Annotated in this window: 24 protein-coding genes and 1 riboswitch; of the genes, 9 read left to right on the top strand and 15 right to left on the bottom strand. The window is 45.4% G+C overall.

Annotation, left to right across the window (positions count from 1 at the left end; genetic code table 11):
* Nucleotides 1–3: 3 nt before the first annotated feature.
* From mnmE to ACED45_RS14205, 8 genes are all read right to left on the bottom strand, one after another.
* Entirely contained in the window at nt 4–1,365 is a 1,362-nt protein-coding gene (mnmE, locus tag ACED45_RS14170) for a tRNA uridine-5-carboxymethylaminomethyl(34) synthesis GTPase MnmE (protein WP_029235098.1), read from the bottom strand.
* Between the two features lie 130 nt (nt 1,366–1,495).
* Complete coding sequence (gene yidC, locus ACED45_RS14175) at nt 1,496–3,118, bottom strand: membrane protein insertase YidC (protein WP_060983466.1); 1,623 nt, start codon at nt 3,116–3,118, stop codon at nt 1,496–1,498.
* A gap of 2 nt (nt 3,119–3,120) precedes the next feature.
* Nucleotides 3,121–3,378, bottom strand: a complete 258-nt coding sequence (gene yidD, locus ACED45_RS14180) for a membrane protein insertion efficiency factor YidD (RefSeq protein ID WP_004735802.1) — start codon at nt 3,376–3,378, stop codon at nt 3,121–3,123.
* Nucleotides 3,345–3,668 carry a ribonuclease P protein component gene (gene rnpA / locus ACED45_RS14185; protein WP_017055478.1) on the bottom strand — a complete coding sequence of 108 codons (324 nt, stop codon included), beginning with the start codon at nt 3,666–3,668 and terminating at the stop codon, nt 3,345–3,347. Before rnpA ends, yidD begins: the two co-directional genes overlap by 34 nt.
* 45 nt (nt 3,669–3,713) lie before the next feature.
* A complete protein-coding gene (rpmH, locus tag ACED45_RS14190; protein WP_004735800.1) occupies nt 3,714–3,848 on the bottom strand; it encodes a 50S ribosomal protein L34 in 135 nt (44 codons plus the stop codon).
* 206 nt (nt 3,849–4,054) lie between these two features.
* Nucleotides 4,055–4,792 carry an amino acid ABC transporter ATP-binding protein gene (locus ACED45_RS14195; RefSeq protein ID WP_060983465.1) on the bottom strand — a complete coding sequence of 246 codons (738 nt, stop codon included), beginning with the start codon at nt 4,790–4,792 and terminating at the stop codon, nt 4,055–4,057.
* Nucleotides 4,789–5,460, bottom strand: coding sequence for an amino acid ABC transporter permease (locus ACED45_RS14200; protein WP_009848134.1), 672 nt, complete (start codon nt 5,458–5,460; stop codon nt 4,789–4,791). The genes ACED45_RS14195 and ACED45_RS14200 overlap by 4 nt, the downstream gene beginning before the upstream one ends.
* A 135-nt stretch (nt 5,461–5,595) precedes the next feature.
* Nucleotides 5,596–6,345, bottom strand: coding sequence for an amino acid ABC transporter substrate-binding protein (locus ACED45_RS14205; RefSeq protein ID WP_146492798.1), 750 nt, complete (start codon nt 6,343–6,345; stop codon nt 5,596–5,598).
* A gap of 310 nt (nt 6,346–6,655) precedes the next feature.
* On the opposite strand from ACED45_RS14205, the gene dnaA reads away from it, so the two are divergent.
* The 4 genes from dnaA to gyrB all read left to right on the top strand — a co-directional run bounded on the left by dnaA (nt 6,656) and on the right by gyrB (nt 12,827).
* Nucleotides 6,656–8,077 (top strand): chromosomal replication initiator protein DnaA, encoded by a 1,422-nt coding sequence (gene dnaA / locus ACED45_RS14210; RefSeq protein ID WP_086712393.1) that lies wholly within the window; start codon nt 6,656–6,658, stop codon nt 8,075–8,077.
* An 81-nt stretch (nt 8,078–8,158) separates the two neighbouring features.
* Nucleotides 8,159–9,259 carry a DNA polymerase III subunit beta gene (dnaN, locus tag ACED45_RS14215; RefSeq protein WP_017058809.1) on the top strand — a complete coding sequence of 367 codons (1,101 nt, stop codon included), beginning with the start codon at nt 8,159–8,161 and terminating at the stop codon, nt 9,257–9,259.
* A 53-nt stretch (nt 9,260–9,312) separates the two neighbouring features.
* The gene (gene recF, locus ACED45_RS14220) at nt 9,313–10,392 is read left to right on the top strand and encodes a DNA replication/repair protein RecF (protein ID WP_371714297.1); all 1,080 of its coding nucleotides are present in this window, start codon (nt 9,313–9,315) and stop codon (nt 10,390–10,392) included.
* A gap of 17 nt (nt 10,393–10,409) precedes the next feature.
* A complete protein-coding gene (gene gyrB / locus ACED45_RS14225; protein WP_371714298.1) occupies nt 10,410–12,827 on the top strand; it encodes a DNA topoisomerase (ATP-hydrolyzing) subunit B in 2,418 nt (805 codons plus the stop codon).
* Nucleotides 12,828–13,065: 238 nt separating this feature from the next.
* On the opposite strand, the gene ACED45_RS14230 is transcribed toward gyrB, so the two are convergent.
* Nucleotides 13,066–13,188, bottom strand: a complete 123-nt coding sequence (locus tag ACED45_RS14230) for a hypothetical protein (RefSeq protein ID WP_277814230.1) — start codon at nt 13,186–13,188, stop codon at nt 13,066–13,068.
* A gap of 142 nt (nt 13,189–13,330) precedes the next feature.
* Between ACED45_RS14230 and ACED45_RS14235 the strand changes: the two genes are divergently transcribed.
* Nucleotides 13,331–13,765, top strand: a complete 435-nt coding sequence (locus tag ACED45_RS14235; protein WP_371714299.1) for an Hsp20 family protein — start codon at nt 13,331–13,333, stop codon at nt 13,763–13,765.
* 129 nt (nt 13,766–13,894) lie between these two features.
* Here ACED45_RS14235 and ACED45_RS14240 read toward each other — a convergent pair whose 3' ends face one another.
* The 4 genes from ACED45_RS14240 to glyQ form a co-directional block, all read right to left on the bottom strand.
* Nucleotides 13,895–15,148 carry a valine--pyruvate transaminase gene (locus tag ACED45_RS14240; protein WP_057622115.1) on the bottom strand — a complete coding sequence of 418 codons (1,254 nt, stop codon included), beginning with the start codon at nt 15,146–15,148 and terminating at the stop codon, nt 13,895–13,897.
* A 250-nt stretch (nt 15,149–15,398) separates the two neighbouring features.
* The gene (locus ACED45_RS14245) at nt 15,399–17,486 is read right to left on the bottom strand and encodes an alpha-amylase (RefSeq protein ID WP_371714300.1); all 2,088 of its coding nucleotides are present in this window, start codon (nt 17,484–17,486) and stop codon (nt 15,399–15,401) included.
* 201 nt (nt 17,487–17,687) lie between these two features.
* Nucleotides 17,688–19,754, bottom strand: a complete 2,067-nt coding sequence (gene glyS / locus ACED45_RS14250; protein ID WP_371714301.1) for a glycine--tRNA ligase subunit beta — start codon at nt 19,752–19,754, stop codon at nt 17,688–17,690.
* Between the two features lie 2 nt (nt 19,755–19,756).
* A complete protein-coding gene (gene glyQ / locus ACED45_RS14255; RefSeq protein WP_017632669.1) occupies nt 19,757–20,671 on the bottom strand; it encodes a glycine--tRNA ligase subunit alpha in 915 nt (304 codons plus the stop codon).
* Nucleotides 20,672–20,881: 210 nt separating this feature from the next.
* Nucleotides 20,882–20,999: riboswitch (yybP-ykoY riboswitch) on the top strand.
* Between the two features lie 92 nt (nt 21,000–21,091).
* On the opposite strand from glyQ, the gene ACED45_RS14260 reads away from it, so the two are divergent.
* Nucleotides 21,092–21,646 carry a TMEM165/GDT1 family protein gene (locus ACED45_RS14260; protein WP_017058817.1) on the top strand — a complete coding sequence of 185 codons (555 nt, stop codon included), beginning with the start codon at nt 21,092–21,094 and terminating at the stop codon, nt 21,644–21,646.
* A gap of 151 nt (nt 21,647–21,797) precedes the next feature.
* Nucleotides 21,798–22,052 (top strand): hypothetical protein, encoded by a 255-nt coding sequence (locus ACED45_RS14265; RefSeq protein ID WP_017058818.1) that lies wholly within the window; start codon nt 21,798–21,800, stop codon nt 22,050–22,052.
* A gap of 83 nt (nt 22,053–22,135) precedes the next feature.
* Here the strand turns inward: ACED45_RS14265 and tusA are convergent, their stop codons facing one another.
* Entirely contained in the window at nt 22,136–22,387 is a 252-nt protein-coding gene (gene tusA, locus ACED45_RS14270; RefSeq protein ID WP_004736675.1) for a sulfurtransferase TusA, read from the bottom strand.
* A gap of 149 nt (nt 22,388–22,536) precedes the next feature.
* Here tusA and ACED45_RS14275 point away from each other — a divergent pair, with 149 nt between their 5' ends.
* Nucleotides 22,537–22,722: a hypothetical protein gene (locus ACED45_RS14275; RefSeq protein WP_048657791.1), complete on the top strand. Its 186-nt coding sequence runs from the start codon at nt 22,537–22,539 to the stop codon at nt 22,720–22,722.
* 155 nt (nt 22,723–22,877) lie between these two features.
* Nucleotides 22,878–23,819 (top strand): LysR family transcriptional regulator, encoded by a 942-nt coding sequence (locus ACED45_RS14280; RefSeq protein ID WP_048657790.1) that lies wholly within the window; start codon nt 22,878–22,880, stop codon nt 23,817–23,819.
* A gap of 135 nt (nt 23,820–23,954) precedes the next feature.
* On the opposite strand, the gene acuI is transcribed toward ACED45_RS14280, so the two are convergent.
* The gene (gene acuI / locus ACED45_RS14285; protein WP_371714302.1) at nt 23,955–24,935 is read right to left on the bottom strand and encodes an acrylyl-CoA reductase (NADPH); all 981 of its coding nucleotides are present in this window, start codon (nt 24,933–24,935) and stop codon (nt 23,955–23,957) included.
* Nucleotides 24,936–24,937: the final 2 nt, after the last annotated feature.

Consider the following 24,937-nt stretch of genomic DNA (forward strand, 5'->3'; position numbering starts at 1 on the left):
AGGTTATTTACCAATACAGAAAGAGGTGAAGATACGGCCGAGTAGGTCATCGGAGCTGAACTCACCAGTAATCTCGTTAAGGTGTTGCTGCGTTATACGTAGCTCTTCTGCCAAGATTTCACCTGCCATATAGCCTTCGAGCTGTTGCTGACCAATATCTAGGTGCTCAGATGCGCGTTCTAGGGCATCTAAGTGGCGACGACGTGCCATGAAGCCACCTTCATTACCGCCAGCAAAGCCCATGCAATCTTTTAAGTGATTACGTAGTGCATCAACGCCTTGTCCCGTTTTTGCTGACAGTCGAATCAGAGTTGGATCATTAACATGGCAAATTCCAAGATCTTCACCTGTTTGATCGGCTTTGTTACGAATCACGGTCATTCCGATATTATTCGGTAGACGATCAACGAAATCGGGCCAGATATCTTTCGGGTCGGTTGCATCGGTAGTGGTACCATCGACCATAAATAAAACGCGATCGGCTTGGGCAATTTCTTCCCAAGCGCGTTCAATACCGATTTTTTCTACTTCATCCGAGGCTTCACGCAGGCCTGCGGTATCAATAATGTGCAGTGGCATACCATCAATATGTATATGTTCACGCAGTACATCACGCGTGGTACCAGCAATATCAGTCACAATCGCGGAGTCTTTACCCGATAATGCATTCAGTAAGCTCGACTTACCGGCATTAGGACGACCTGCAATCACCACCTTCATGCCTTCGCGCATGATGGCACCTTGATTGGCTTCTTGGCGAACCGCTTCGAGGTTGTCGATGATAGCTTGTAAGTCAGCACTTACTTTACCGTCAGCAAGGAAATCAATCTCTTCTTCTGGGAAGTCGATAGCGGCTTCAACATAGATGCGTAAGTGAATCAGAGAATCCACCAGCGTATTAATGCGTTTTGAGAACTCACCTTGCAGCGATTGCAGGGCTGATTTCGCCGCTTCTTCTGAACTGGCATCAATGAGGTCGGCAATGGCTTCTGCTTGGGTTAAATCCATCTTGTCGTTCAAGAAGGCACGCTCCGAAAATTCACCTGGGCGTGCTGCGCGTAGCCCTGGAATCGCGAGGATGCGTTTGATGAGCATATCCATTACCACAGGGCCACCGTGGCCTTGTAGCTCTAATACGTCTTCACCGGTAAACGAGTGCGGGTTAGGGAAGTAAAGCGCGATGCCCTGGTCTAGCTCTAAACCATCGTGAGATTTAAAAGGGGTGTACTCAGCGTAACGTGGTTTCAGCACTTTGCCGGTAACTTCAAGCGCAACTTGGGCTGCTTGTGGGCCTGAAACGCGAATAATACCGACGCCGCCACGGCCGGGTGCAGTCGCTTGAGCAACAATCGTATCTGTAGTCATAGTTGTGCCTGCTAGCATGTGAAAGCCAAAAAGGGGCGCTCACGATTAATCAATTAGCTGAATTGTAATCAGCTAAAAACAAAAAGGCGACCTTTTGGTCGCCTTTCTTTATCTCTTTCTATTATCGAACTTACTTAGAATGTAAGCCTTTCTTTTCCAGCGCGCGGTAGATAAGCGTTTGCTGAATCAGAGTTACGATGTTCGATACTAGCCAGTAAAGAACCAGACCTGAAGGGAAGAACAGGAAGAAGAATGTGAACATAACCGGCATAAAGGTCATGATCTTCTGCTGCATTGGATCCGTTACAGTTGTCGGGCTCATCTTCTGGATTAGGAACATTGAAGCACCCATCAGAAGTGGCAAGATGTAGTATGGGTCTTGTGCTGAAAGGTCAGTAATCCAACCGAAGAACGGTGAGTGACGCAGTTCAACAGACTCCATTAGTGCCCAGTATAGCGAAATGAAGATAGGCATTTGTAGAAGGATAGGTAAACAGCCACCTAGTGGGTTTACTTTCTCTTTCTTATAAAGCTCCATCATTTCTTGGCTCATGCGTTGACGGTCGTCGCCAATACGCTCACGCATTGCAGTCAGCTTAGGCTGAAGCATACGCATTTTCGCCATAGACGTGTACTGAGCTTTCGTTAGTGGGTACATAGCACCACGAACGATGAAAGTTAGACAGATGATTGCCAGACCCCAGTTCACAACGATGCCTTGAATGAATGAAAGCAGAGTATGAAGTGGTTTAGCAATAAACCATAACCAACCGTAGTCAACTACTAGGTCTAGGTTTGGTGCAACAGCAGCCATTTGGTCTTGAAGTTTAGGACCAACCCAAAGCGTTGCTTTGAAGCTTGCTTCGTCGCCAGTAGCAATGGTCTTGTTCGGCATGCGAACACCGATATCGCCAAGGTTACCAATGACACGAGTGTAAAGGTTGCTGCCTGCTTCGTCGCGTGGAATCCAAGCACTTGCAAAGTAGTGCTGAATCATCGCTGCCCAACCTTGACCGTTTGCTAGGTTAAGAGACAGGTTGCGATCTTGCATATCGTCGAAGCTGTATTTTTTGTAACGCGTATCTTCCGTAGAGTAAGCACCACCACGGTAAGTTGGCATTGTTAGGCTACCACCGTCATCCATAACGTTTTGACGTAGGTGAGCGTACATGCCGAATGTTGCGTTATTGCCAGAGTTGTTGATTACATCGTATTCAACGTCAATCGCGTAGCTGCCGCGTTTAAGTACGAATGTTTTTGTGTAATCAAGGCCGTTCGCTTGGTAAGTCATTGGGATGCGTAGTTCATCTTGACCTTCAGCTAGCGTAAAGCTATCTGCTGAAACCGTGTAGCTAGGGCGGTTAGTGCTGCTTAAATCGATACCTTGAGGACCCACTAGACCGCTTTGAGCGATAAATTGGTGACCTGGTTCATTTTTAAGAAGAACAAACGTATCTTCAGAATCGAACTCAGCAGAGTAATCGTTTAGGTTTGCTTTAACGACATCACCACCAACCGTATCAATTGACAGAGTCAGTACATCAGTTGTTACTGTGATAGTTTTAGCAGAAGAAGCAACTTGACCAGGAGCCGGGTCTAGATCATCTGCATAAGATGGCGCTGGTAGGGTGCTGCCAGATTGTGCCTGCTCAACCGCTTGTGGTGCTGGATTCTGAGCTACGTTCCATTGTTGGAACAGTAGGAAAGAAACCAAAGCCAATGCGATTAACAGGATATTACGTTGAGAATCCATCGTTATTTATCTCTGTCTTGTTTTTGGACTGGTGGAACGGGGTCAAAGCCCCCTTCGTTCAAAGGATGGCATTTTAATAGACGTTTGCCTGATAACCAACACCCTTTTACAAAACCGTGAGCTTTCAACGCTTCTATCGCATATAAAGAGCAGGTTGGAGTAAATCGGCAGCGTGGGCCGATGAGTGGACTAATAAACCATCTATAAAAATAGATGGGTATTAGCGCTATCCACGCGAAGGGCGAGACAGGCGAAGCCATAATTTGTCGAGTAGCTTGAACATTTCTTCATTGCTTAAATCTTGCGCGCTCTTCTTAGCGATTACAACAAAATCTTTGTTAGGAAGTTTGTGTTGAGTGTTACGAAAGCTTTCACGAGTAAGACGCTTGAATCGGTTACGACCCACGGCGGTTTTAATCTGCTTTTTCGGAACGGCTAATCCAAGACGAGGATTTGAAAGAGAGTTATTTCGGGCAATGATGGTGAAATGAGGGGAGCCTGCTCGATGAGCTTGCTTGAAGACATTTTGATAATGTTCGGGAGTTAACAAGCGTAACTCCCGACCGAAGGCTAGCTTATTCAAAATAATCAAAGATTACTTAGAAAGACGCTTACGGCCTTTTGCACGACGTGCATTGATTGTTGCGCGACCGTTCTTAGTAGCCATGCGAGCACGGAAACCGTGAGTACGCTTACGCTTTAGAACTGTAGGTTGAAAAGTGCGTTTCATTGTAATTACCTTACTGATCAGTAGTTTTAGGTTTTTGTTAAACCCGGCGTGGGCATTTTTTCTCTTCTTTATATAAGAAAGGAAAACCGACGCCTCTCAACAAAGAGGCGGAATTGTAATCACTGTCACAAAAAGTGTCAATGATTGGGTTAACTAAAATTCCGGTCGGGGGATTATACGTAGAATAACTAAAATCACAAGGATCCTTAGTCGATCCCAACCTTATTTAAGAATTTTTTTAATTTAGGATCCTGTGGATTACCAAAAATATCCTGTGGAGATCCCTGCTCGACAATATGACCGTCAGCCATGAAGATCACTCGGTCTGCGACCTCTCTAGCGAACTGCATTTCATGGGTAACCACCAGCATAGTTTGATGCTGATTTGCCAGTTTTTTCATTAGGTTAAGCACTTCGCCAACCCACTCAGGATCGAGCGCTGAAGTCGGCTCATCAAACAGTAAAAGCTCTGGTTGTAGTGCCATTGCACGGCCAATACCCACCCGTTGTTGTTGGCCACCTGAGAGCGCGGCTGGGTAGCTATCACCTTTATCACCTAAGCCAATATCATCAAGTATTTGTTGTGCTTTTTCATGGGCTTGCTGCTTTTTCCAACCACGAACGGTAATTAAACCTTCAGCAATATTCTGTCTCGCGGTTTGGTGAGCGAACAGTGCATAGTTTTGGAATACAAAACCGGTCTTACGACGCAGTGCAAGCACCTCCGCCTTAGTGTGTTTCTGAGCATCTACCTTGATGTCATCAATCGAAATCGTGCCTTGATCGGCTTGCTCTAGAAAATTCACACAACGCAGCAGGGTAGACTTACCAGTACCACTTGAGCCTATGATGACAATAATCTCACCTTGTTTGATTTCTAGGTCGATCCCTTTCAAAACTTCGGTGTCACCAAACTGCTTGTGGATATTTTGTAATTTGATCATCGTACATATGCCTTATTCAGTTTCACTTCGGCCCAGATTTGAATACGAGTGAGGATAACCACCACGCCCCAGTAAATCAGCGCCACCGCTAAGAAAGCCTCGAAGAAGCGGAAACTTGAAGAAGCCTCCATCTGAGCTTTAGCCATGATTTCGGCGACACCTAGGGTGAATGCAAGTGAAGTCGATTTAATCATGTCGATGAAGTAGTTCATCAATGATGGCAGTGCCACGCGAGTTGCTTGTGGCAAGATCACGCGACGCATGGCTTGACTGGTGGTCATACCTACCGAAAGACTGGCTTCCATTTGGCTGCGATCAATACCGATAATCGCGGCACGAATACTTTCTGCCATATACGCGGCAAAGTGCAGGGTTAAGCCAATCACAGCGGCGCTGAATGCATCCAACCCAACCATCCACGGGAATACTTGTGGTAAGCCATAATAAAGGAGGAACAGCTGTACCAACAATGGTGTACCTCGGAAGAAGCTAATGTACAGCTGGCTCAATTGGTCAAGTACTGGGATTTTGAATACACGAATATTCGCCAGTATCAGAGACAGGATCAGAGCAAAGAACAAGCCCCAAGTCGCCATCTCCATCGTGGTGCCTAAATACTTCAGTAGTATCGGCAACAGCTCTAGCATGTAATTAAAGTCAAATCCCATAATCTATCTCGTATTTTTATTGGAAGTGTTGTTCTATTTGGAAGTACTGTTCTATCAGGTTTTTTAATCAGTGCACAAAAGCAAAAAGCCCACCGCTGTATAAAGCAGTGGGCCTTGAATGGTGAAAGTGAGTGATTACTTCTGAGTAATGTCTGCACCAAACCATTTCTGAGAGATACTTTCTAACGTACCATCTGCGCGCATTGCTGCTAATGCTTTGTTTACTTCGGCTTGCAGTTTTTTGCCGTTATCGTTGTCCACGAAAGGCCAAGCGTTTTCAATGGTTTCGAATGGCTGTCCTGCTAGTTGTAATGGTAGACCAGTCTTCTTGATAAGCTCTAGTGCTGATAAGCGATCCATTACGAATGCATCGGCACGGCCCAGTGCGACATCATGCTCAATACCTGTATCGTAGGTTTTTACATTGATCTTGCCATCTTTGTCGTAGCTGCGAAGCAGTTGTTCAAAGTTTGAGCCTAGGTTTACTGCAACCGTCTTGCCTTCAAGGTCTTCGATCCCCTTAATGCTGTCATTACCTTTACGAACGGTAATTTGTGCGCCGTCTACTACGTATGGGTCTGCGAATAGGTATTTCGCTTTACGTGCATCCGTCATTGTAATTTGGTTTGAAATGGTGTCGATGCGACCCGTTTCAAGAAGACCAAACAGACCAGAGAAGTTAGCTGTTACGTATTCAACTTTGTAGTCGTTACGTTTACCGATCTCATCCCATAAATCCACTTCAAAACCTTGTAGCTGGTCTTGCTTAACGAAAGTAAATGGGAAGTAGCGACCAGACATGCCGACTTTAACTTCAGTCGCAGCTTGAACAGTAGCAGCAGAGAGTGCGATAGCCGCAATTGCAGCCTTAATCCAGTTATTCATTTGGTAACTCCTTATATTTATGGGATTGGATGTTACTGGGAAAATGCTCAATAGAATAAATAACCAGATGTTATTAACCATAACCAGATTGAATTCCCGATTTGGGGATAACTAGCAAGGATCCGGGCATAAGTGGATCATTGTGTGAGTAAATTAGGGGCAAGATGTGTGGATCCACCGATAAATTACAAATTTATTGTGAATAACTTGGATCTTATTCACTGGAACTGTGATCAATTGCTGGTGATCTGACTTATCAACAGGTAAAATTAGCAGTCATTTCATATTACTTAAATAGAGTGAGGGCACCGTGTCATCTTCGCTTTGGTTGCAGTGTTTGCAACAGCTTCAAGAAGAGTTACCAGCTACAGAATTCAGTATGTGGGTTCGTCCGTTACAAGCGGAACTCAATGACAATACTCTAACTCTATTTGCCCCGAACCGTTTCGTACTCGATTGGGTTCGTGATAAGTATCTAAATAGCATTAACCGCTTACTGCAAGAATATTGCGGTAACGATATCCCACATCTTCATTTTGAAGTGGGAAGCAAGCGTGTGATTGCACCAAAGCCTGCGACACCGGCCCCGACTCGTACTCGCACTGCAGCCGACGTGGCCGCTGAGTCTTCGGCACCTGCGCAATTACAAGCTCGCAAGCCTGTCCATAATAACTGGCGTGATGAAGAGCCTGTAGCGGTTGACCTTAACCACCGCTCAAACGTGAACCCAAAACATAAGTTCAACAACTTTGTTGAAGGTAAGTCTAACCAACTAGGTTTGGCTGCGGCACGTCAGGTTTCTGATAATCCAGGAACAGCCTACAACCCGTTGTTCTTATACGGCGGCACTGGTCTAGGTAAAACGCACTTGTTGCATGCGGTGGGTAACGCCATTGTTGATAATAAGCCGAATGCGAAAGTGGTTTACATGCACTCAGAGCGTTTTGTTCAGGATATGGTAAAGGCACTGCAAAACAACGCGATCGAAGAATTTAAGCGCTACTACCGTAGTGTTGATGCATTGCTTATCGATGACATCCAATTCTTTGCTAATAAAGAGCGTTCTCAAGAAGAGTTTTTCCATACCTTTAATGCGCTGCTTGAAGGCAACCAACAGATCATCCTCACTTCAGACCGTTATCCAAAAGAGATCAATGGGGTAGAAGATCGTCTTAAATCTCGCTTCGGTTGGGGTTTGACGGTAGCGATTGAGCCACCAGAGCTTGAGACTCGTGTTGCGATCTTGATGAAGAAAGCAGAAGACCACCAAATTCACCTTGCGGATGAAGTGGCGTTCTTTATTGCCAAGCGTTTACGCTCTAATGTTCGTGAACTGGAAGGCGCATTGAACCGTGTTATTGCAAATGCAAACTTCACTGGCCGCCCGATCACGATTGATTTTGTGCGTGAAGCACTGCGTGATCTACTTGCACTGCAAGAGAAGCTGGTCACCATTGATAACATTCAGAAGACAGTAGCCGAGTACTATAAAATCAAAGTCGCTGATCTATTGTCTAAACGTCGCTCTCGTTCAGTTGCTCGTCCACGTCAATTGGCGATGGCATTGGCTAAAGAGCTAACAAACCACAGTTTGCCTGAGATTGGCGATGCATTCGGTGGTCGTGACCACACAACTGTGCTGCATGCTTGTCGTAAGATTGCTCAGCTGCGTGAAGAGAGTCACGACATTAAAGAAGATTATTCGAACTTGATTCGTACCCTTTCTTCTTAATACACAGTATTCTTAACCTTAATAAGCAGAATCTTGGCCACGTACTATTACGCAGTGCCATTTAGACCGTAAGAGCAAGATATGAAATTTACCATTGAACGTAGTCATCTGATTAAGCCATTACAACAAGTATCTGGCGCACTCGGTGGCAGGCCAACGCTTCCAATTCTAGGAAACCTACTGATTAAAGTAGAAGATAACGTGTTGTCGATGACAGCGACGGATCTAGAAGTTGAACTGATCAGCCGTGTAACGCTTGAAGGTGATTTCGAAGCGGGCAGTATCACCGTACCTTCACGTAAGTTTCTGGATATCTGTCGTGGATTGCCAGATAACTCAGTGATTACTGTGGTATTGGATGGTGACCGCATTCAGGTTCGCTCTGGTCGTAGCCGCTTCTCATTAGCAACATTACCTGCGGCAGATTTTCCAAATATTGAAGACTGGAGCAGCGAAGTTGAAGTGTCAGTGACACAAGCTGAACTTCGCGGTCTTATCGAGAAAACACAATTCTCAATGGCGAACCAAGATGTTCGTTACTACCTCAACGGTATGTTGTTTGAGATTGAAGGTTCTATCTTGCGCAGCGTGGCGACCGATGGCCACCGTATGGCAGTATCTCAAGCACAGCTAGGGGCAGATTTTGCTCAGAAGCAGATCATTGTTCCTCGTAAAGGTGTTCAAGAGCTAGTGAAGTTATTGGATGCACCTGAACAACCAGTAACGCTGCAAATTGGTAACTCTAACGTGCGTGCTGAAGTGAACAACTATGTCTTCACTTCTAAGTTGGTTGATGGTCGTTTCCCTGATTATCGCCGCGTAATGCCGCAAAATACCACCAAGACGCTTGAAGCGGGTTGTGATGAATTACGTTCAGCATTTTCTCGTGCTGCGATTCTATCCAATGAAAAATTCCGTGGTGTTCGCGTTAACCTTGCTGATAGTGAGATGCGTATTACAGCGAACAACCCAGAGCAAGAAGAAGCAGAAGAAGTACTCGATGTTAACTTCGACGGCGACGCACTAGAGATTGGCTTCAACGTAAGTTACGTATTGGATGTTCTGAACACACTGCGTTGTGAACAGGTTCGCATCTCAATGTCAGACGCAAATGCGAGTGCTCTTATCGAAAACGCACAAGATGACAGCGCGATGTACGTTGTTATGCCTATTCGCTTATAAGCTGCCAAATGTTGACCTATCGAGTCGTGATTGAAGATTAATATGAAGACGTTATGCCTTTATCGCGCTTAATCGTTAAGCAGTTTAGAAATATTGAAGCCTGTGACATTCAACCGTCATCAGGCTTTAACTTTCTTATAGGGGCTAACGGAAGCGGCAAAACCAGTGTCCTTGAAGCGGTGTATTTGCTCGGACACGGTCGCTCATTCAAGAGTTCACTCACCGGTCGTATTATACAAAATGAGTGTAGTGAGCTGTTTGTGCATGGCCGTTTTATGACCTCGGATCAATTTGAGCTGCCAATTGGCATTAATAAGCAGCGCGATGGCACGACAAAGGTTAAAATAAGCGGTCAAACTGGGCAAAAGTTGGCTCAGTTAGCTCAAGTCTTACCTTTGCAGTTGATTCACCCCGAAGGGTTTGATTTACTGACAGATGGGCCTAAGCATCGCCGAGCATTCATTGACTGGGGAGTTTTCCACAGTGAGTCGGGCTTCTATGATGCTTGGGGTAGGGTAAAGCGCCTCAATAAGCAGCGAAACGCCTTATTGAAAACGGCAACGCACTATCGAGAGCTGAGCTATTGGGACCAAGAACTGGCCCGTTTAGCCGAAAGCATCAGTCAGTGGCGTGCCACCTACGTTGATCAGCTCAAAGAAGTCGCCGAAGAAATCTGTGCGACCTTCCTTCCTGAGTTTGAGATAAAGATTAACTATTATCGTGGCTGGGACAAAGACACCCCATACGCTGAGATATTAGAAAAGAATTTTGAAAGGGATCAGCAGCTTGGTTACACCTTTAGTGGGCCAAACAAAGCGGATCTGAAGATAAAAGTGAACGGCACTCCAGTGGAAGATGTCTTGTCACGAGGTCAATTGAAGTTGATGGTGTGTGCGCTACGAGTAGCACAAGGGCAACACCTCACTCAAATGACAGGTAAGCAGTGTATCTATTTAATAGATGACTTCGCTTCCGAATTAGATAGCCAACGCCGCGCACGTCTTGCTGAGTGCTTAAAGGCGACCGAGGCTCAAGTTTTTGTAAGCTCTATTACCGCTGATCAGATTGCAGATATGCATGACGAAAATAGCAGGATGTTTCATGTGGAACATGGCAAAATAGAGCAAGGATAATTAGTCAGAGAGTAACTATGTCAGATAATTACGATTCATCGAGTATTAAAGTACTGAAGGGTCTGGATGCGGTACGTAAGCGTCCTGGAATGTACATTGGCGACACGGATGATGGTACCGGTCTGCACCACATGGTTTTTGAGGTGGTAGATAACTCTATTGATGAAGCGCTAGCTGGTCACTGTAATGACATCATTGTAACTATCCATGAAGATAGTTCTGTGTCTGTGAGCGATGACGGCCGTGGTATTCCAACAGAATTGCACCCAGAAGAAAACGTATCAGCAGCAGAAGTAATCATGACGGTTCTTCACGCTGGTGGTAAGTTCGATGATAACTCGTACAAAGTATCTGGTGGTCTGCACGGTGTTGGTGTTTCAGTAGTTAACGCACTTTCTAAGCAAGTTACTCTTACTATCCACCGTGGTGGTAAAATCCACACTCAAACCTACAGCCACGGTGAGCCTCAAGCGCCACTAGCAGTTATCGGTGACACGGATAAAACAGGTACAGAGATTCGTTTCTGGCCAAGTGAAGAAACCTTCACTAACATCGAGTTCCATTACGACATTTTAGCTAAGCGTCTACGTGAGCTATCATTCTTGAACTCAGGCGTGTCAATTAAGCTAATTGATAAGCGCGAAGAAGACAAAATGGATCACTTCGAATACGAAGGCGGTATCCAAGCGTTTGTTGAGCACTTAAACACCAACAAAACACCGATTATTCAGAAAATATTCCATTTCGATCATGAGCGTGAAGACGGTATTACCGTTGAAGTTGCTATGCAATGGAATGACGGTTACCAAGAAAACATTTATTGTTTCACCAACAACATCCCTCAACGTGATGGTGGTGCTCACTTAGCGGGTTTCCGTGGTGCACTAACACGTACATTAAATAGCTTCATGGACAAAGAAGGCTTCTCGAAGAAAGCGAAGACTTCAACATCAGGTGATGATGCTCGTGAAGGTTTGACAGCGATTGTTTCGGTGAAAGTGCCAGATCCTAAATTCTCAAGCCAAACTAAAGACAAGCTGGTTTCTTCAGAAGTGAAGTCTGCCGTTGAGTCTACGATGGGTGAGAAACTGTCTGAGTTCCTAATTGAGAACCCAGGTGAAGCTAAAATCGTTTGTTCTAAAATTATCGATGCAGCACGTGCTCGTGATGCGGCGCGTAAAGCTCGTGAGATGACACGTCGTAAAGGCGCATTAGATTTAGCGGGTCTTCCAGGTAAGCTTGCTGACTGTCAGGAAAAAGACCCTGCACTGTCTGAACTATACATTGTGGAAGGAGACTCTGCTGGCGGTTCAGCTAAGCAGGGGCGTAACCGTAAGAACCAAGCAATCCTACCGCTGAAAGGTAAAATTCTTAACGTAGAGAAAGCACGTTTCGATAAAATGCTGTCTTCTCAAGAAGTAGCAACGCTAATCACAGCCCTTGGTTGTGGTATTGGCCGTGACGAATACACCCCAGATAAACTGCGTTACCACAACATCATCATCATGACCGATGCCGATGTCGATGGTTCTCACATCCGTACTCTGCTATTGACGTTCTTCTACCGTCAAATGCCAGAGCTGATTGAACGCGGCTACATCTACATTGCTCAACCACCACTTTACAAAGTGAAGAAAGGTAAGCAAGAGCAGTACATTAAAGATGAAGATGCGATGAACCAGTATCAAGTATCTTTAGCTTTAGACAATGCAGAACTGCACGTAAACCCTGAAGCGCCAGCATTTGCAGGTGAAGGTTTAGAGAAGCTTGTTCAGCAATACAATGCAGGCATCAAGCTAGTTGATCGTATGAGCCGCCGTTACCCACGCGCATTGGTTCACGAACTGATTTACGTTCCTCGTCTAACTGCTGAGCAGTGTCATGATGACGCGGCAGTTGAAGCTTGGGGTAAGCAGCTTGTTGAGCAGCTAAATGCGAAAGAAGTAGGTGCAAGCCAATACAGCCTTGAAGTTGAAAAACACGAAGAATTAGGTTTAAGCGTTCCTAAGATTGTGGTTCGTACTCATGGTGTGACTCATGAACACGTACTGAGCATTGACCTGATTAACTCTAAAGAGTTTGCGAAGTTAGCTGATTTGTCTGAAGCTCTTGATGGCTTGATTGAAGAAGGCGCTTACATTAAGCGTGGTGAGCGTACTCAAGAAGTGTCTAGCTTCGTTGAAGCTCTGAACTGGTTAGTGAAAGAGTCTCGTCGTGGTCTAAGCCTACAGCGATACAAAGGTCTAGGTGAGATGAACCCAGATCAACTTTGGGAAACCACAATGGATCCTGAAACTCGCCGTATGATGCAAGTAACGATCGAAGACGCTGTTGGTGCTGATCTGTTGTTTACGACGCTAATGGGTGATCAAGTTGAGCCTCGTCGTAACTTCATCGAAGAGAACGCACTGAAAGTAGCTAACCTAGACGTTTAGTATCTTTGATACTTCGCTCTTTCGCTTAATTTCTGTGTCAGAGGTGCTCACATACATTCGTATGCTCCGCGCCTCTTCCTTGAACTAAAACGAAATAGCTTCGTCTCAAAAAACTAAAATTTTAAAAAGCACTGTCCTTTGGATAGTGCTTTTTTGTATTTGTAAGGTATTGAAAAATATTGGATTGGAAAAATAATTGAAAATAATCCCTTGAAACTATTTTGCTCAATCCACATATCTAGTTGTGAAGAGGATGACTGTCTTGCTCTACAAGAGAAGAAACAGAACCTTCATAACCGTTGCTAGAGTGTCGCTCAATAGAGGATAACTTTGGCAGCACACAACTTAAAAATTGATTCATTGCCATGTCCCAGTGTTGTCGCCAATAGAGGTGAAACCCGAGGAATGCGAATTGAATCTCTTAGCTGTTTACTGGGTCATACACAGGTTCGATCTAAGTAAAATTCACAGCTAAGACTATTGCTTACTAAAAGGATAGCATTATGAGAACTGTAGATTTCACTCCACTTTACCGCAACGCAATCGGCTTCGATCGTCTATTCAACATGATGGAAGCGAACACATCGAAGAACTCTTCTGGCGGTTACCCTCCATACAACATCGAGCAAAAAAACGAGAACAACTACCGTATTACTATGGCCGTTGCTGGTTTTGCTGATGACCAATTAGATCTAACTCAAAAAGAGAACATGCTAATTGTGAAAGGTGAGCGTAAAGCAGAAGCAGAGAAAACCTTCGTATATCAAGGTATTGCAGAGCGCGATTTTGAGCGCAAATTCCAACTGGCTGACTACGTAAAAGTGGTAGGTGCAAGCATGGAAAATGGTCTTCTTCACATCGACCTAGAACGCGAAATCCCAGAAGCGATGCAACCACGTAAGATTGCTATTAATAGTAATAGCCTACTAGAAGGTTAATTACTGTTAGCTCCTTAGAGCTAAAAACTATCGGGAAGTAAAAGTGAAAGAGCACCTTATGAGGTGCTCTTTTTTGTTTGTCCTGTTAGCGTCATTCCATAGAGGGAGGAACGACCGAGTAGGGAATCTCTATTTGCTTTCGCTGTAAGCCTTTTTCACTTCTTCAGCAATGATCGCAATACCTTTCTGCATTGCTTCATCGTCTTGTACGTAGTTCATACGTAGGCATTGATGAGCATGATCCCACTCGTCTTCCTGGCCGATAAAGAAGTATTCACCCGGAACAATCAATACACCGCGAGCTTTCAATCTGTCGTACAGTTCCATTGTGGTGATTGGCAGTTCATCAAACCATAGCCATAAGAAGATAGCGCCTTCAGGCTTGTGGATACGGAAACGCGGGTCATCGATAGCATCTTGCAGTAGTTCAACGGCGCGCAAAGACTTCTCTTTATAGAAAGGCTTAATCACTTCGCTGCTTAAGCGTAGTAAGTCACCGTTCTCAATCATGTGGTTTGCGATAGCAGGCCCAACACTGCTTGGCGCTAAGCTGATAATGCCATTCATGTTAGTTAGCGCTTGGGTAACCTCTTCGCTCGCAATCACGATACCGCAGCGTACGCCTGGCAAACCAAGCTTAGATAGGCTCATGCACAGAATTGTATTTTCATTCCAGAACGGTTCAACGTCTTCAAAGATGATGTTTGGAAATGGCAGGCCGTACGCGTTATCGATCAGCAGTGGGATATTGTTCTCACGCGCCAGCTTATCTAGTTTACGTACTTCTTCGTCGGTCAGTACGTTACCGGTTGGGTTGGTTGGGCGAGACGCACAGATAGCAGCTACTGAGTCATCGACTTTTAGCTGTTCGAAATCGACGTGGTATTTGAACTGTCGGTTTTCTAGCAGCTCGATCTCTGGGTGGTAAGAGATAAAGATGTCGTCATCAATCCCTGCGTCACCGTAGCCGATGTATTCAGGAGCGATCGGCAGCAAGATTTTCTTGTGTGAACCATCAGGTTGTTGGCCAGCTAGCAGGTTGAATAGGTAGAAGAAGCCACTTTGGCTGCCGTTAGTCAGGCTGATGTTCTTCTCGCTGATGTCCCAGCCATAGGTCTCTTTTAGCATTGCAGCTAATGACTTAATGAAGCTGTCTTTGCCCTGTGGGCCATCGTAGTTGGCGAGGGCGGCGATGAGTTCTCCACTGGCGAGCATGTCTGCACTGGCTTGGTTAAAGTAATCGAGCATGGCAGGGATAGCGGCTGGGTTGCCACCACCAAGCATGATTGCGCCAGGAGTGCGCAGGCCATCATTCAAATCATCCATTAAACGAGTGATTCCAGAGTAACGATTAAACTTTTCACCAAACTTAGAGAACTGCATTACTTATTTTACCTAATTCATTGTGATTGCTTGTTACGTGTCATTAAGGCAGACCTTATGTCTGCCATCAGTGTATTCCTTGAACATACCGCAATGTTTTTGCGACGCATAGCGCCAAATGCTCTAACACGGAAAAAACTTCTATAAAGTTTGGCTAATGAGTGACTGCTTGCTTATTGCACTGGTTTTTGAGATCAAAAAGGAGAAGCCGAAGCTTCTCCATAAATTTTGACTGTTCAAATCCGTGGGCTTATTTCGATCCAGTATACACAACCAACACCTTGTCATCTTGGTATTGGCGTTCGAACGCATAGTAGCCCTTACTATTGCGGATGATGTGCTTGCCTTGAGCAACCGCTGGGTGGCGTTGGCGGAATTGACCAAGCGCTTGCCAGTGTTCCAGCAACTCCGCTCGTTCGCCTATAATTTTATCCCAAGGCATATCTGAACGAGTACCTTGCATTGGGTCCGATCCTGTTGGGCCGAAACCGCGCGCAATCTCATCCCCGTAATAGATCTGCACTGCGCCGGGAGCCAGCATTAATGCATTCGCTGCTTTGGTCTGTTTGGCAAAGTCACTGCCGTGCTGCGTCCAGAATAGCGAGGTGTCGTGAGACGATAGGTAACTCAACACGTTGAACTCGCTGTCATTGTTGATCTTCTCAGCGTAGCGAAGGTAATCAGCATCAAGATCAGATAGGCACTTAAGCGCCTTAGGGGCGATGTCGCTCTGGAATTCAAAGTTGATGATCGAATCAAAGCCGTTAGCGAAGTAATCGGATTTAACCACGCTGTGTGCCCATACTTCACCTGTCATCCAAAATGGTAGGTCATCCAAGGCTTTGTCTGGGTTGTTTTGCTTCCATTCTGCAAGCGCTTGATTGGTGCTCTCTTTAAGCTCTGCCCAAGCGTCCAGTTCAACGTGCTTGGCGGTATCAACCCTAAAGCCATCAACGCCGTATTCACGCACCCAATCAGATAACCAAGTGATTAGGTGGTCGCGAGGTGTTTTGAGTTCATCAATCGCGCTGGTGGACTTATTGCGGTAGAAGTTCGGTAGCCCGGTGGTTTCTGTCGATTCTGTTTTGAAATCGGGCAGGTGCGCCAAAGACATGGTTAGGTTGTTGTAACCCGGAGAGTCATAAGCGCCGATATCGCTGCGTAGCCATGCCTTGCCCCACCATTTTTCCCACGCTTCTTTATCGCTGTATGAGATGTAGTTATTGAAGTAGTGCCAGTTCTGGCCTTTAGCGGGTTGCCAGTCTGTCCAGTTTTCGCCAAGTGTTTTTTTGGCTTGTTCATCGGTGAGGTTGAGCTTACCAAAGTCGAACTCTTGCATATCAGCAAGTGTCGCATAGCCAGTGTGGTTCATTACCACGTCCCAAACGACACGAATGCCTTTGCTATGCGCAGTATCGATGAAAGTTTTTAGCTCGTCTTCAGTGCCCATGTTGTCATCAAGTTTGGTCCAATCTTGATGGTAGTAGCCGTGATAACCATAGTGTTTGAAGTCACCTTTGTCACCACCGCCGACCCAGCCGTGAATTTGTTCTAAAGGAGAGGTTATCCAAATAGCGTTTGCACCAAGTGATTCTATGTAGTCGAGCTTTTCTGTTAAACCAGCTAAGTCACCACCATGAAAAGTACCTATTTCATCTTGAGCATCTTGGCTGCGACCATAGCTGTTGTCGTTGTCTGGATTGCCGTTGTGGAAACGGTCGGTCATGACAAAGTAAACCGTAGCATTATCCCAACTAAAATCCGGCTTGGTTTTGGTTTCTACTTTTTCTAGTAGTAATACACCTTGACTGTCTTCTGCTGGCTGCATGGTGACGCTACCATTGGTTACAGTAGCTTGTGTACCAGAAAGTGCGTCTCTCACTAGGGTGCCGTCATCAAAGGTTTTTGCCACATTGATAGTGGTGGGTGAATCACTTGGAACGGGGCATGTGAAGCTTTGGACTTCTTTCTGTTTTGGTTTGATCTTAATCGTGAGTTCATTCGTTTGTGGGTTTAATGTGAACTGGTAGGTATTAGGACGAAATACTTTTATGTTGATTTCAGATTTTTCGGCGCAATCGTCTAAGCGAAGGGGTTTATTGAACTTGATGCGACTTTCTTCAGCTAGAGAGTAGTTGGTACCACAGGTTTGCTGAGCATCACCGATAGAAAAAGCATAACTGCCTTTTGCTAGCTCATGTTCTGCTAATAACGTGCCTTGCCCTGTCGACTGAAAGGTAAGAGTCTCGTTATCTATGGTGAGTAATAAGTTGTTGTCTGTGGTTTGGCTGCATGCGCTGAGTGCGAGAATTGAAAGCGCGAGTGTTGTTTTTTTCATTGTGTCCTTCCCCGAATAAACAGGACATTTATAACAAATAAGGGGACCTACAGTCTGAGTGCTAATTCATTCGGTTATCTAATATTACCTCTACAAATAATTACTCAGTTCACAAAAACAAAAAGGGAAGCTTTCGCTTCCCTTTGGGTGTTTATCTTTAGTTGCTTAAAGCATAGCTTCGATCAACGGTCTCTTTCGTGCTTACTTTTGCAGTAGAGAGATATCAGCAATCTGTAGGAACAGGTTACGTAGGTTGTTCAGTAGCGTTAGACGGTTCTTCTTAAGCGCTTCGTCATCCGCCATAACCATTACGTTATCGAAGAATGCATCTACTGGTTCACGTAGATCAGCAAGCTTGCTTAGGGCTTCTTGGTAGTTGCCTGTTGCGAATGCTGGTTCTAGTGCTTCCGTCATTACTTCAACGTTCTCAGCCAGTGCTTTCTCTGCGTCTTCTTGAAGAAGAGTTAGGTCGATTTCTGCTGGTAGTTCGCCGTCGAATTTCGCAAGGATGTTACCTACACGCTTGTTCGCTGCTGCTAGTGCTTCTGCTGCTTCCAGTTCGCGGAAGTGAGAAACCGCTTTAACACGTTGGTCAAAGTCAGCTGGCTTAGTTGGACGACGTGCTAGTACTGCTTGGATGATATCAACGCTGAAACCAGCATCGTGGTACCATGCGCGGAAACGACCTAGCATAAAGTCGATAACGTCAGCTTCTACGTTTTCGTTAGTCAGCTTGTCGCCTAGTAGCTCTTTCGCTTTACCGATAAGATCGGTTAGGTCTAGGTTGTAGCCGTTTTCAACGATGATACGTAGCACACCTAGTGATGCACGACGTAGTGCGAATGGGTCAGAACCTTTTGGTGCTTGGCCAATACCGAAGATACCTACGATAGTGTCTAGCTTGTCTGCCATTGCGACTGCAGAAGAGATACCTGTGCTTGGTAGTGTGTCACCAGCGAAACGAGGCATATACTGCTCGTAAAGTGCTAGTGCAACTTGCTCGTCTTCACCATCGTGAGTTGCGTAGTGCATGCCCATCACACCTTGAGTATCCGTAAATTCGAATACCATTGATGTCATTAGGTCACACTTAGCCAGTAGGCCAGCACGCTTAGATTTCTCAACGTCAGCATCGATTTGCTCGGCAATGTAGCCAGCTAGTTCTGTGATGCGGTCTGTCTTGTCTTTGATAGTACCCAGCTGCTTCTGGAAGATAGCTTGGTCTAGTTCAGCAAGACGGTCGATAAGCGGACGCTTACGGTCTGTGTTGAAGAAGAATTCAGCATCCGCTAGACGCGGGCGTACAACTTTCTCGTTACCTTCGATAACGTGGCGAGGCTCTTTAGACTCGATGTTCGAAACGAAGATGAAGTTTGGTAGAAGGTTCTTATCAGCGTCATACACTGGGAAGTACTTCTGGTCACCTTTCATGGTGTAAACCAAAGCTTCAGAAGGCACTTTTAGGAACTCTTGCTCAAACTTAGCAGTAAGAACAACAGGCCATTCAACCAAAGAGGTGACTTCTTCAACAAGGTCATCTTCTAGGTCAGCAATACCGCCAACCGCGTCTGCTGCTTTTTTAGCATCAGCAAGAATGATTGCTTTACGCGCTTCGTAATCTGCCATTACTTTACCGCGCTCTTCTAAGATCGCAGGGTATTGGTCAGCAGAGTCGATTGTGAACTCTTGTTCGCCCATGAAACGGTGACCACGGATAGTACGAGCAGAAGCTACACCTAGGATTTCGCCTTCAACAAGCTCATCACCTAATAGTACTGTCAGTGTTTTCACTGGACGGATAAATTGAATGTCTGAGTTACCCCAGCGCATTGCTTTAGGAATCGGTAGACCAGCTAGTGCTTTCGCAGCAATGTCCATCACCAATTCTTGAACTGGTTTACCAGCCACTTCTTGTTTGAAAAGAAGCCACTCGCCTTTGTCTGTTTTCAGACGGTCAGCTTGCTCAACAGTAATACCGTTACCACGAGCCCAACCTTGTGCAGCTTTAGTTGCGTTACCTTCTGCATCGAATGCTACAGAAATAGCAGGACCACGCTTCTCAACCACTTTATCTGCTTGACCTTCAGCCAGTGCAGTTACTTTAAGTGCTAGACGGCGAGGTGCTGCGTACCACTTGATGCCTTCGTGAGAAAGCTCAGCAGTTTTAAGACCCGCTTCAAAGTTAGAAGCAAAGGCTTCTGCTAGATAACGAAGTGCTGTTGGTGGAAGCTCTTCCGTACCCAGTTCAATTAGAAAATTCTTCGCCATGATTATTTATCCTTCTTACACATTGGGAAGCCAAGCGCTTCACGTGACGCGTAGTACGCCTCTGCAACTGATTTAGTCAGGTTGCGGATTCGAAGGATGTAACGTTGACGCTCTGTTACAGAGATAGCTTTGCGCGCATCAAGGATGTTGAATGCGTGACCTGCTTTTAGAATGCGCTCGTAAGCTGGAAGCGGAAGTGGCTTCTCAAGCTCAAGTAGCTCTTTACATTCTTTCTCGCACTGATCGAAGAAAGTGAATAGGAAATCTACGTCTGCGTGCTCGAAGTTGTACGTTGATTGCTCAACTTCGTTTTGGTGGAAGATGTCACCGTAAGTCACGTTAGAACCGTCTGGTGCTACGTTCCATACTAGGTCGTAAACAGAATCTACTTCCTGGATGTACATTGCTAGACGCTCGATACCGTATGTAATCTCGCCGGTTACTGGCTTACACTCAAGGCCGCCAACCTGTTGGAAGTAAGTAAACTGAGTTACTTCCATGCCGTTTAGCCATACTTCCCAACCAAGGCCCCATGCACCTAGTGTTGGGTTTTCCCAGTTATCTTCAACGAAGCGAATGTCGTGAACAAGTGGGTCAACACCAAGAACCTCTAGGGAGCCTAGGTACAACTCTTGGATATTGTCTGGCGATGGTTTTAGCGCTACTTGGAATTGGTAGTAGTGCTGCAGACGGTTAGGGTTTTCACCGTAACGGCCATCAGTAGGACGACGTGAAGGTTGTACGTAAGCTGTAGACATTGGCTCTGGGCCAAGTGCTCGTAGACATGTCATTGGGTGAGAGGTGCCTGCACCAACTTCCATATCTAGAGGTTGAACAATGGTACAACCGTTTTGAGCCCAGTAATCCTGCAGCGCGAGGATCATTCCCTGGAAGGTTTTGATATCGTATTTTTGCATAGTCAGGTTCGCGCGATTCTTTTAAATGAATGAGAAAAATAACCTCTGAGTATACCGAGATATTTGTAAAGCGAGTAGGGGTAATCTTGTTTAATTAGTGGTCTAAAATGTCGTTTAGTGGATTTTTGTGCCTTTAATGTTTGTTTTTCGGCACAAGTGGATATTTTGATAACTTTGACACTTGTGTTTGAAAGCATGGGCTATTAAAATCTCGCGGTCTTTGGGGAGTAGCTTACTTATTCATATCCTATTGAATGAGTTCGTTCGTCAACATAATTGATGCAAAATCATCATGGCGTTCGAGGCAACCACCACCTTGGTGGTGCTTAGCAAGACCATAGACAAGCATCGTGAACCGGGATGGGGCGCGAGGTTTGTCTTTGGTTAAATATAATAATCCCCATCCCAAATGAGCATGTCGTGAGCGTTTTAGCAATTTCAATTACAACTGTCGCCTTAGCCGAGATCGGTGATAAGACTCAGTTGCTATCTCTTTTATTAGCCAGTCGATATCGCAAGCCGATACCTATCATCGCAGCTATCTTCTTTGCCACCATTGCCAATCATGCCCTTGCAGCATGGCTCGGGGTCGTGGTTGCTGATTATCTTTCACCTGAAGTATTAAAGTGGGTGCTGGTGGTCAGTTTCATTGCGATGGCTGGCTGGATTTTGATTCCCGATAAGTTAGATGACGATGAACAGATCTCAAACCGAGGACCGTTTGTCGCCAGTTTTATCGCTTTCTTTATTGCTGAGATCGGCGATAAAACCCAAATTGCGACCTCTATCCTAGGGGCTCAATATGCGGATGCATTAGCGTGGGTGATTCTGGGTACAACCATTGGTATGTTGCTGGCAAATGTGCCTGTGGTGATCATCGGTAAGCTGTCTGCTGATAAGATGCCTCTTGATCTGATTCGTAAGATCACAGCCTTGTTATTCGTGGGTTTAGCTATCGCTGCGGCTTTCTATTGATAGGTGGTATTGAGTCTTATTATACTCAATCAGTAGAGTAATGTGTTGTAGGTCATACTCTTACAGTATTGTGGGGTTTATCGAGCGAACGGACATATAACTGTCATACTTGTCATGATATTTTAATCTTGTGAGTTAAGAACACGAGGGCATGATTATGTTGACGCGTTATATGGGTATTACTCCACAAAGCCAAAGTTATCTATTTACCTTTGGTCTTGCACTTACATTATTAGGCATGGTGTTGACGGACATGTGGCTGCCAATGGTCGCGGGTGCCATCATCATGACTGCGCTTGCGGTAGAGGCTTGGATTCGGGTCGCGCATATTATTCCGATGCGCAAAGATATCCGAGAAATTCAGCATCAGCTAGAGCATCTGCAAAACAAGTCTAGAAGCGAATAAACAAAAAGCCGCTGGTACTCTGAGTTCTGTTTAAGAACATAAGGTACCAGCGGCTTTTTTGATACTTGATAGTCGGTGGGGCGCTACGCCTCCAATCCCTTTCTGATCAAATACTGGTAAGGCAACGTTTCTGTTGCTTGGCCTACCAACTGGTGATCCATGAATCGACAAAAGCTCGGAATATCTCGAGTTGTCGAAGGGTCGTCAGCTTTTACCAGTAACACATCGCCATCCTGCATGTTTCTAATTGTCTTCCTGACCATCATTACTGGCTCTGGGCAACGCAGGCCTTCAGCTTCTAAAGTATGGGTTGCCAGTTCAGGTTTGAATGTCATGGTTTGTATCTCTATATCTATCTAACGAGTGAATAATACGTCTGCAGAAAAAATATGCAATAAGTGCTTGGCAAACAGAATCATTTCCTATAACTTAGTTAACAAGTTGATAACAACTTAAAGCAAAGGCAACTAGCTAAGGAGTGGCGATGTTGACAGGATTAGATAGATTAACAATTTATTCGGTTCTCTGTTTTATTTCTTTTTGTGCGTTAGTACTACGTTCATCGACAGAGACCTCACTGATGCCTATTTTTGGCATAGTAGCAACGATTATTGGTATTTGGGTGGAGATGCGCCGTTGGCAAGGTATAGCCGAAGAGCGAGAGCACTAACCCGAATACAACAAGCAAATTCCGATACGACAACATTCCGACACTATCCCCAGATTTTCTTGGGCTTCCCCGCGTAATTGCGGGATTTTTTTATCTAAAGCATGCTATAAACAACTTAGTGATCAATGACAATCGTATACAGCTAGGTAAGTGGTGTGGAATTAGAAGACATCTATCGTAGAGACCTGAATTTATTGGTCGCTTTAAAGGTATTGATTGAAGAGGGCAGTGTTAGCCAGGCCGCGATTCGTCTTAACTTAAGTCAGTCGGCAACCAGCCGAGTATTAGGGCGCTTAAGAGAGTTACTCAACGATCCCTTGTTTACGCGACAAGGTCAGCACCTTATCCCCACCAAAAAAGCACTTGAGATCAGCCAACGCATTGATCAGCCTTTAGAATCATTCCGCCAATTACTTAGCCCGAGTGATTTTGACCCCTACTACTGCAGTGAGCGCTTCCTGATTGCGACCACTGACTACGCGATGCAAACCATCCTACCTTATGCACTACCGAAGATTTATGAGCAAGCGCCGAACATCTCTTTGGAGTTTGCACCGCTGCAGCATGAACATTTGTTTAAGCAACTCAGCACCGAACGCGTTGATATGGCGATCTGTCGTCCGAGTGGCAGCATTGCACCACTTCATCAAGAGGTCTTGGGGCCGGTTGGTGTGTCGTGTCTGTTATCTAAAAACCATCCATTGGCGGACCAGCCTTTAAGCCTTGAAGACTATGTATCACTCCCGCATGCGATGATTGCGATCAGTGATGGTGTTAAGGCTTTATTAGACAACGCGTTAGCTAATCAACAGCCTCGAAAAATGGTGTTGCGTGCTTATCACCTTGAAGCCGCATTGGCGATTGTTGATAGAATGCCGTTGGTGATCACTGTACCTGCTGATTTGGCTTATTTGGTCGCTGAGCGTTATGACTTAGTCGTCAAGCCGCTGCCATTCGAGTTTATGCCGTTTGATTACTCACTGATCTGGCACTCGCGTTGCGACTCTTCTGCTTCACAACAATGGTTGAGAAGAGTGGTCAAAGAGGAATGTGGTGAGTTGATTCAAAAACGGATTGCGGATGTCGGCTTGGGTTAGCTAAGACTTGGTTTAGATTCACTCGACCCAAATGACAAAAACGCAAAAGGGCTGATATAAATCAGCCCTTTGTTGTTTTTGGTTATCCAAGCCTAACGCTGGCGCTTAAGGTTTGATAACTTTGTGATTGAGAATCTATAGTTTAATGACTACGCGACCAGTGATTTGACCGTTAGTGATGTCTTCTGCGGCTTGAATTGCACCGTCTAAATGCACTTCTTTGGTTGCTTGAGTGTAGAAAGATTCTGGTAGTAGCTCAGCCAGTTGCTCCCACGCTTTAATACGTTTTTCACGAGGGCACATTACTGAATCCACACCTTGTAGGCGAACGTTACGCAGAATGAATGGCATTACCGTTGTTGGTAAGTCAAAACCGCCTGCTAGACCACACATCGCAACTGCACCGTTGTAATCAATTTGCGCCAATACCTTCGCAAGCACTTTGCTGCCTACGGTATCGATAGCGCCAGCCCACAGTTGTTTCTCTAGTGGTTTCGCTGGTTCTTCTAGTTCAGCACGCTCTACAATACGTGTCGCGCCTAATGATTTAAGTAGTTCACCGTTTACAGAAGCACGGCCAGTAACTGCTGCGACTTTGTAACCCAGTTGGTTTAGTAGAGTGATAGATACACTGCCTACACCGCCACTTGCGCCTGTTACTAGGATTTCACCGTCTTCAGGTTTGATGCCTGCATCTACGATAGCTTGCACACAAAGCATCGCAGTGAAACCAGCTGTGCCAATCGCCATTACTTTCTTAGCGTCAAGACCTGCAGGCATTGGTACTAACCAATCACCGTTTAGGCTTGCTTTCTCAGCCATGCCGCCCCAGTGACCTTCACCAACACCCCAACCCGTTAGAACAACTTCGTCGCCCGCTTTGTAGCGTGGGTCATCAGATTGTGAAACCACACCAGAAAGGTCGATACCAGGAACCATCGGGAAGTTGCGAACAATGCGCCCTTTACCTGTAATCGCCAAACCATCTTTGTAGTTCAAAGAAGAGTAGCTTACATCGATCTTCACGTTGCCTTCTGGTAATTGAGACTCTTCAATTTGAGAAACTGATGCGATAGTTTTTTTGTCTTCTTGGTTTAGTACAAGTGCTTTAAACATGA

This window comes from Vibrio crassostreae, from assembly GCF_041439375.1.
Taxonomy (GTDB): Bacteria; Pseudomonadota; Gammaproteobacteria; order Enterobacterales; family Vibrionaceae; genus Vibrio; species Vibrio crassostreae_D.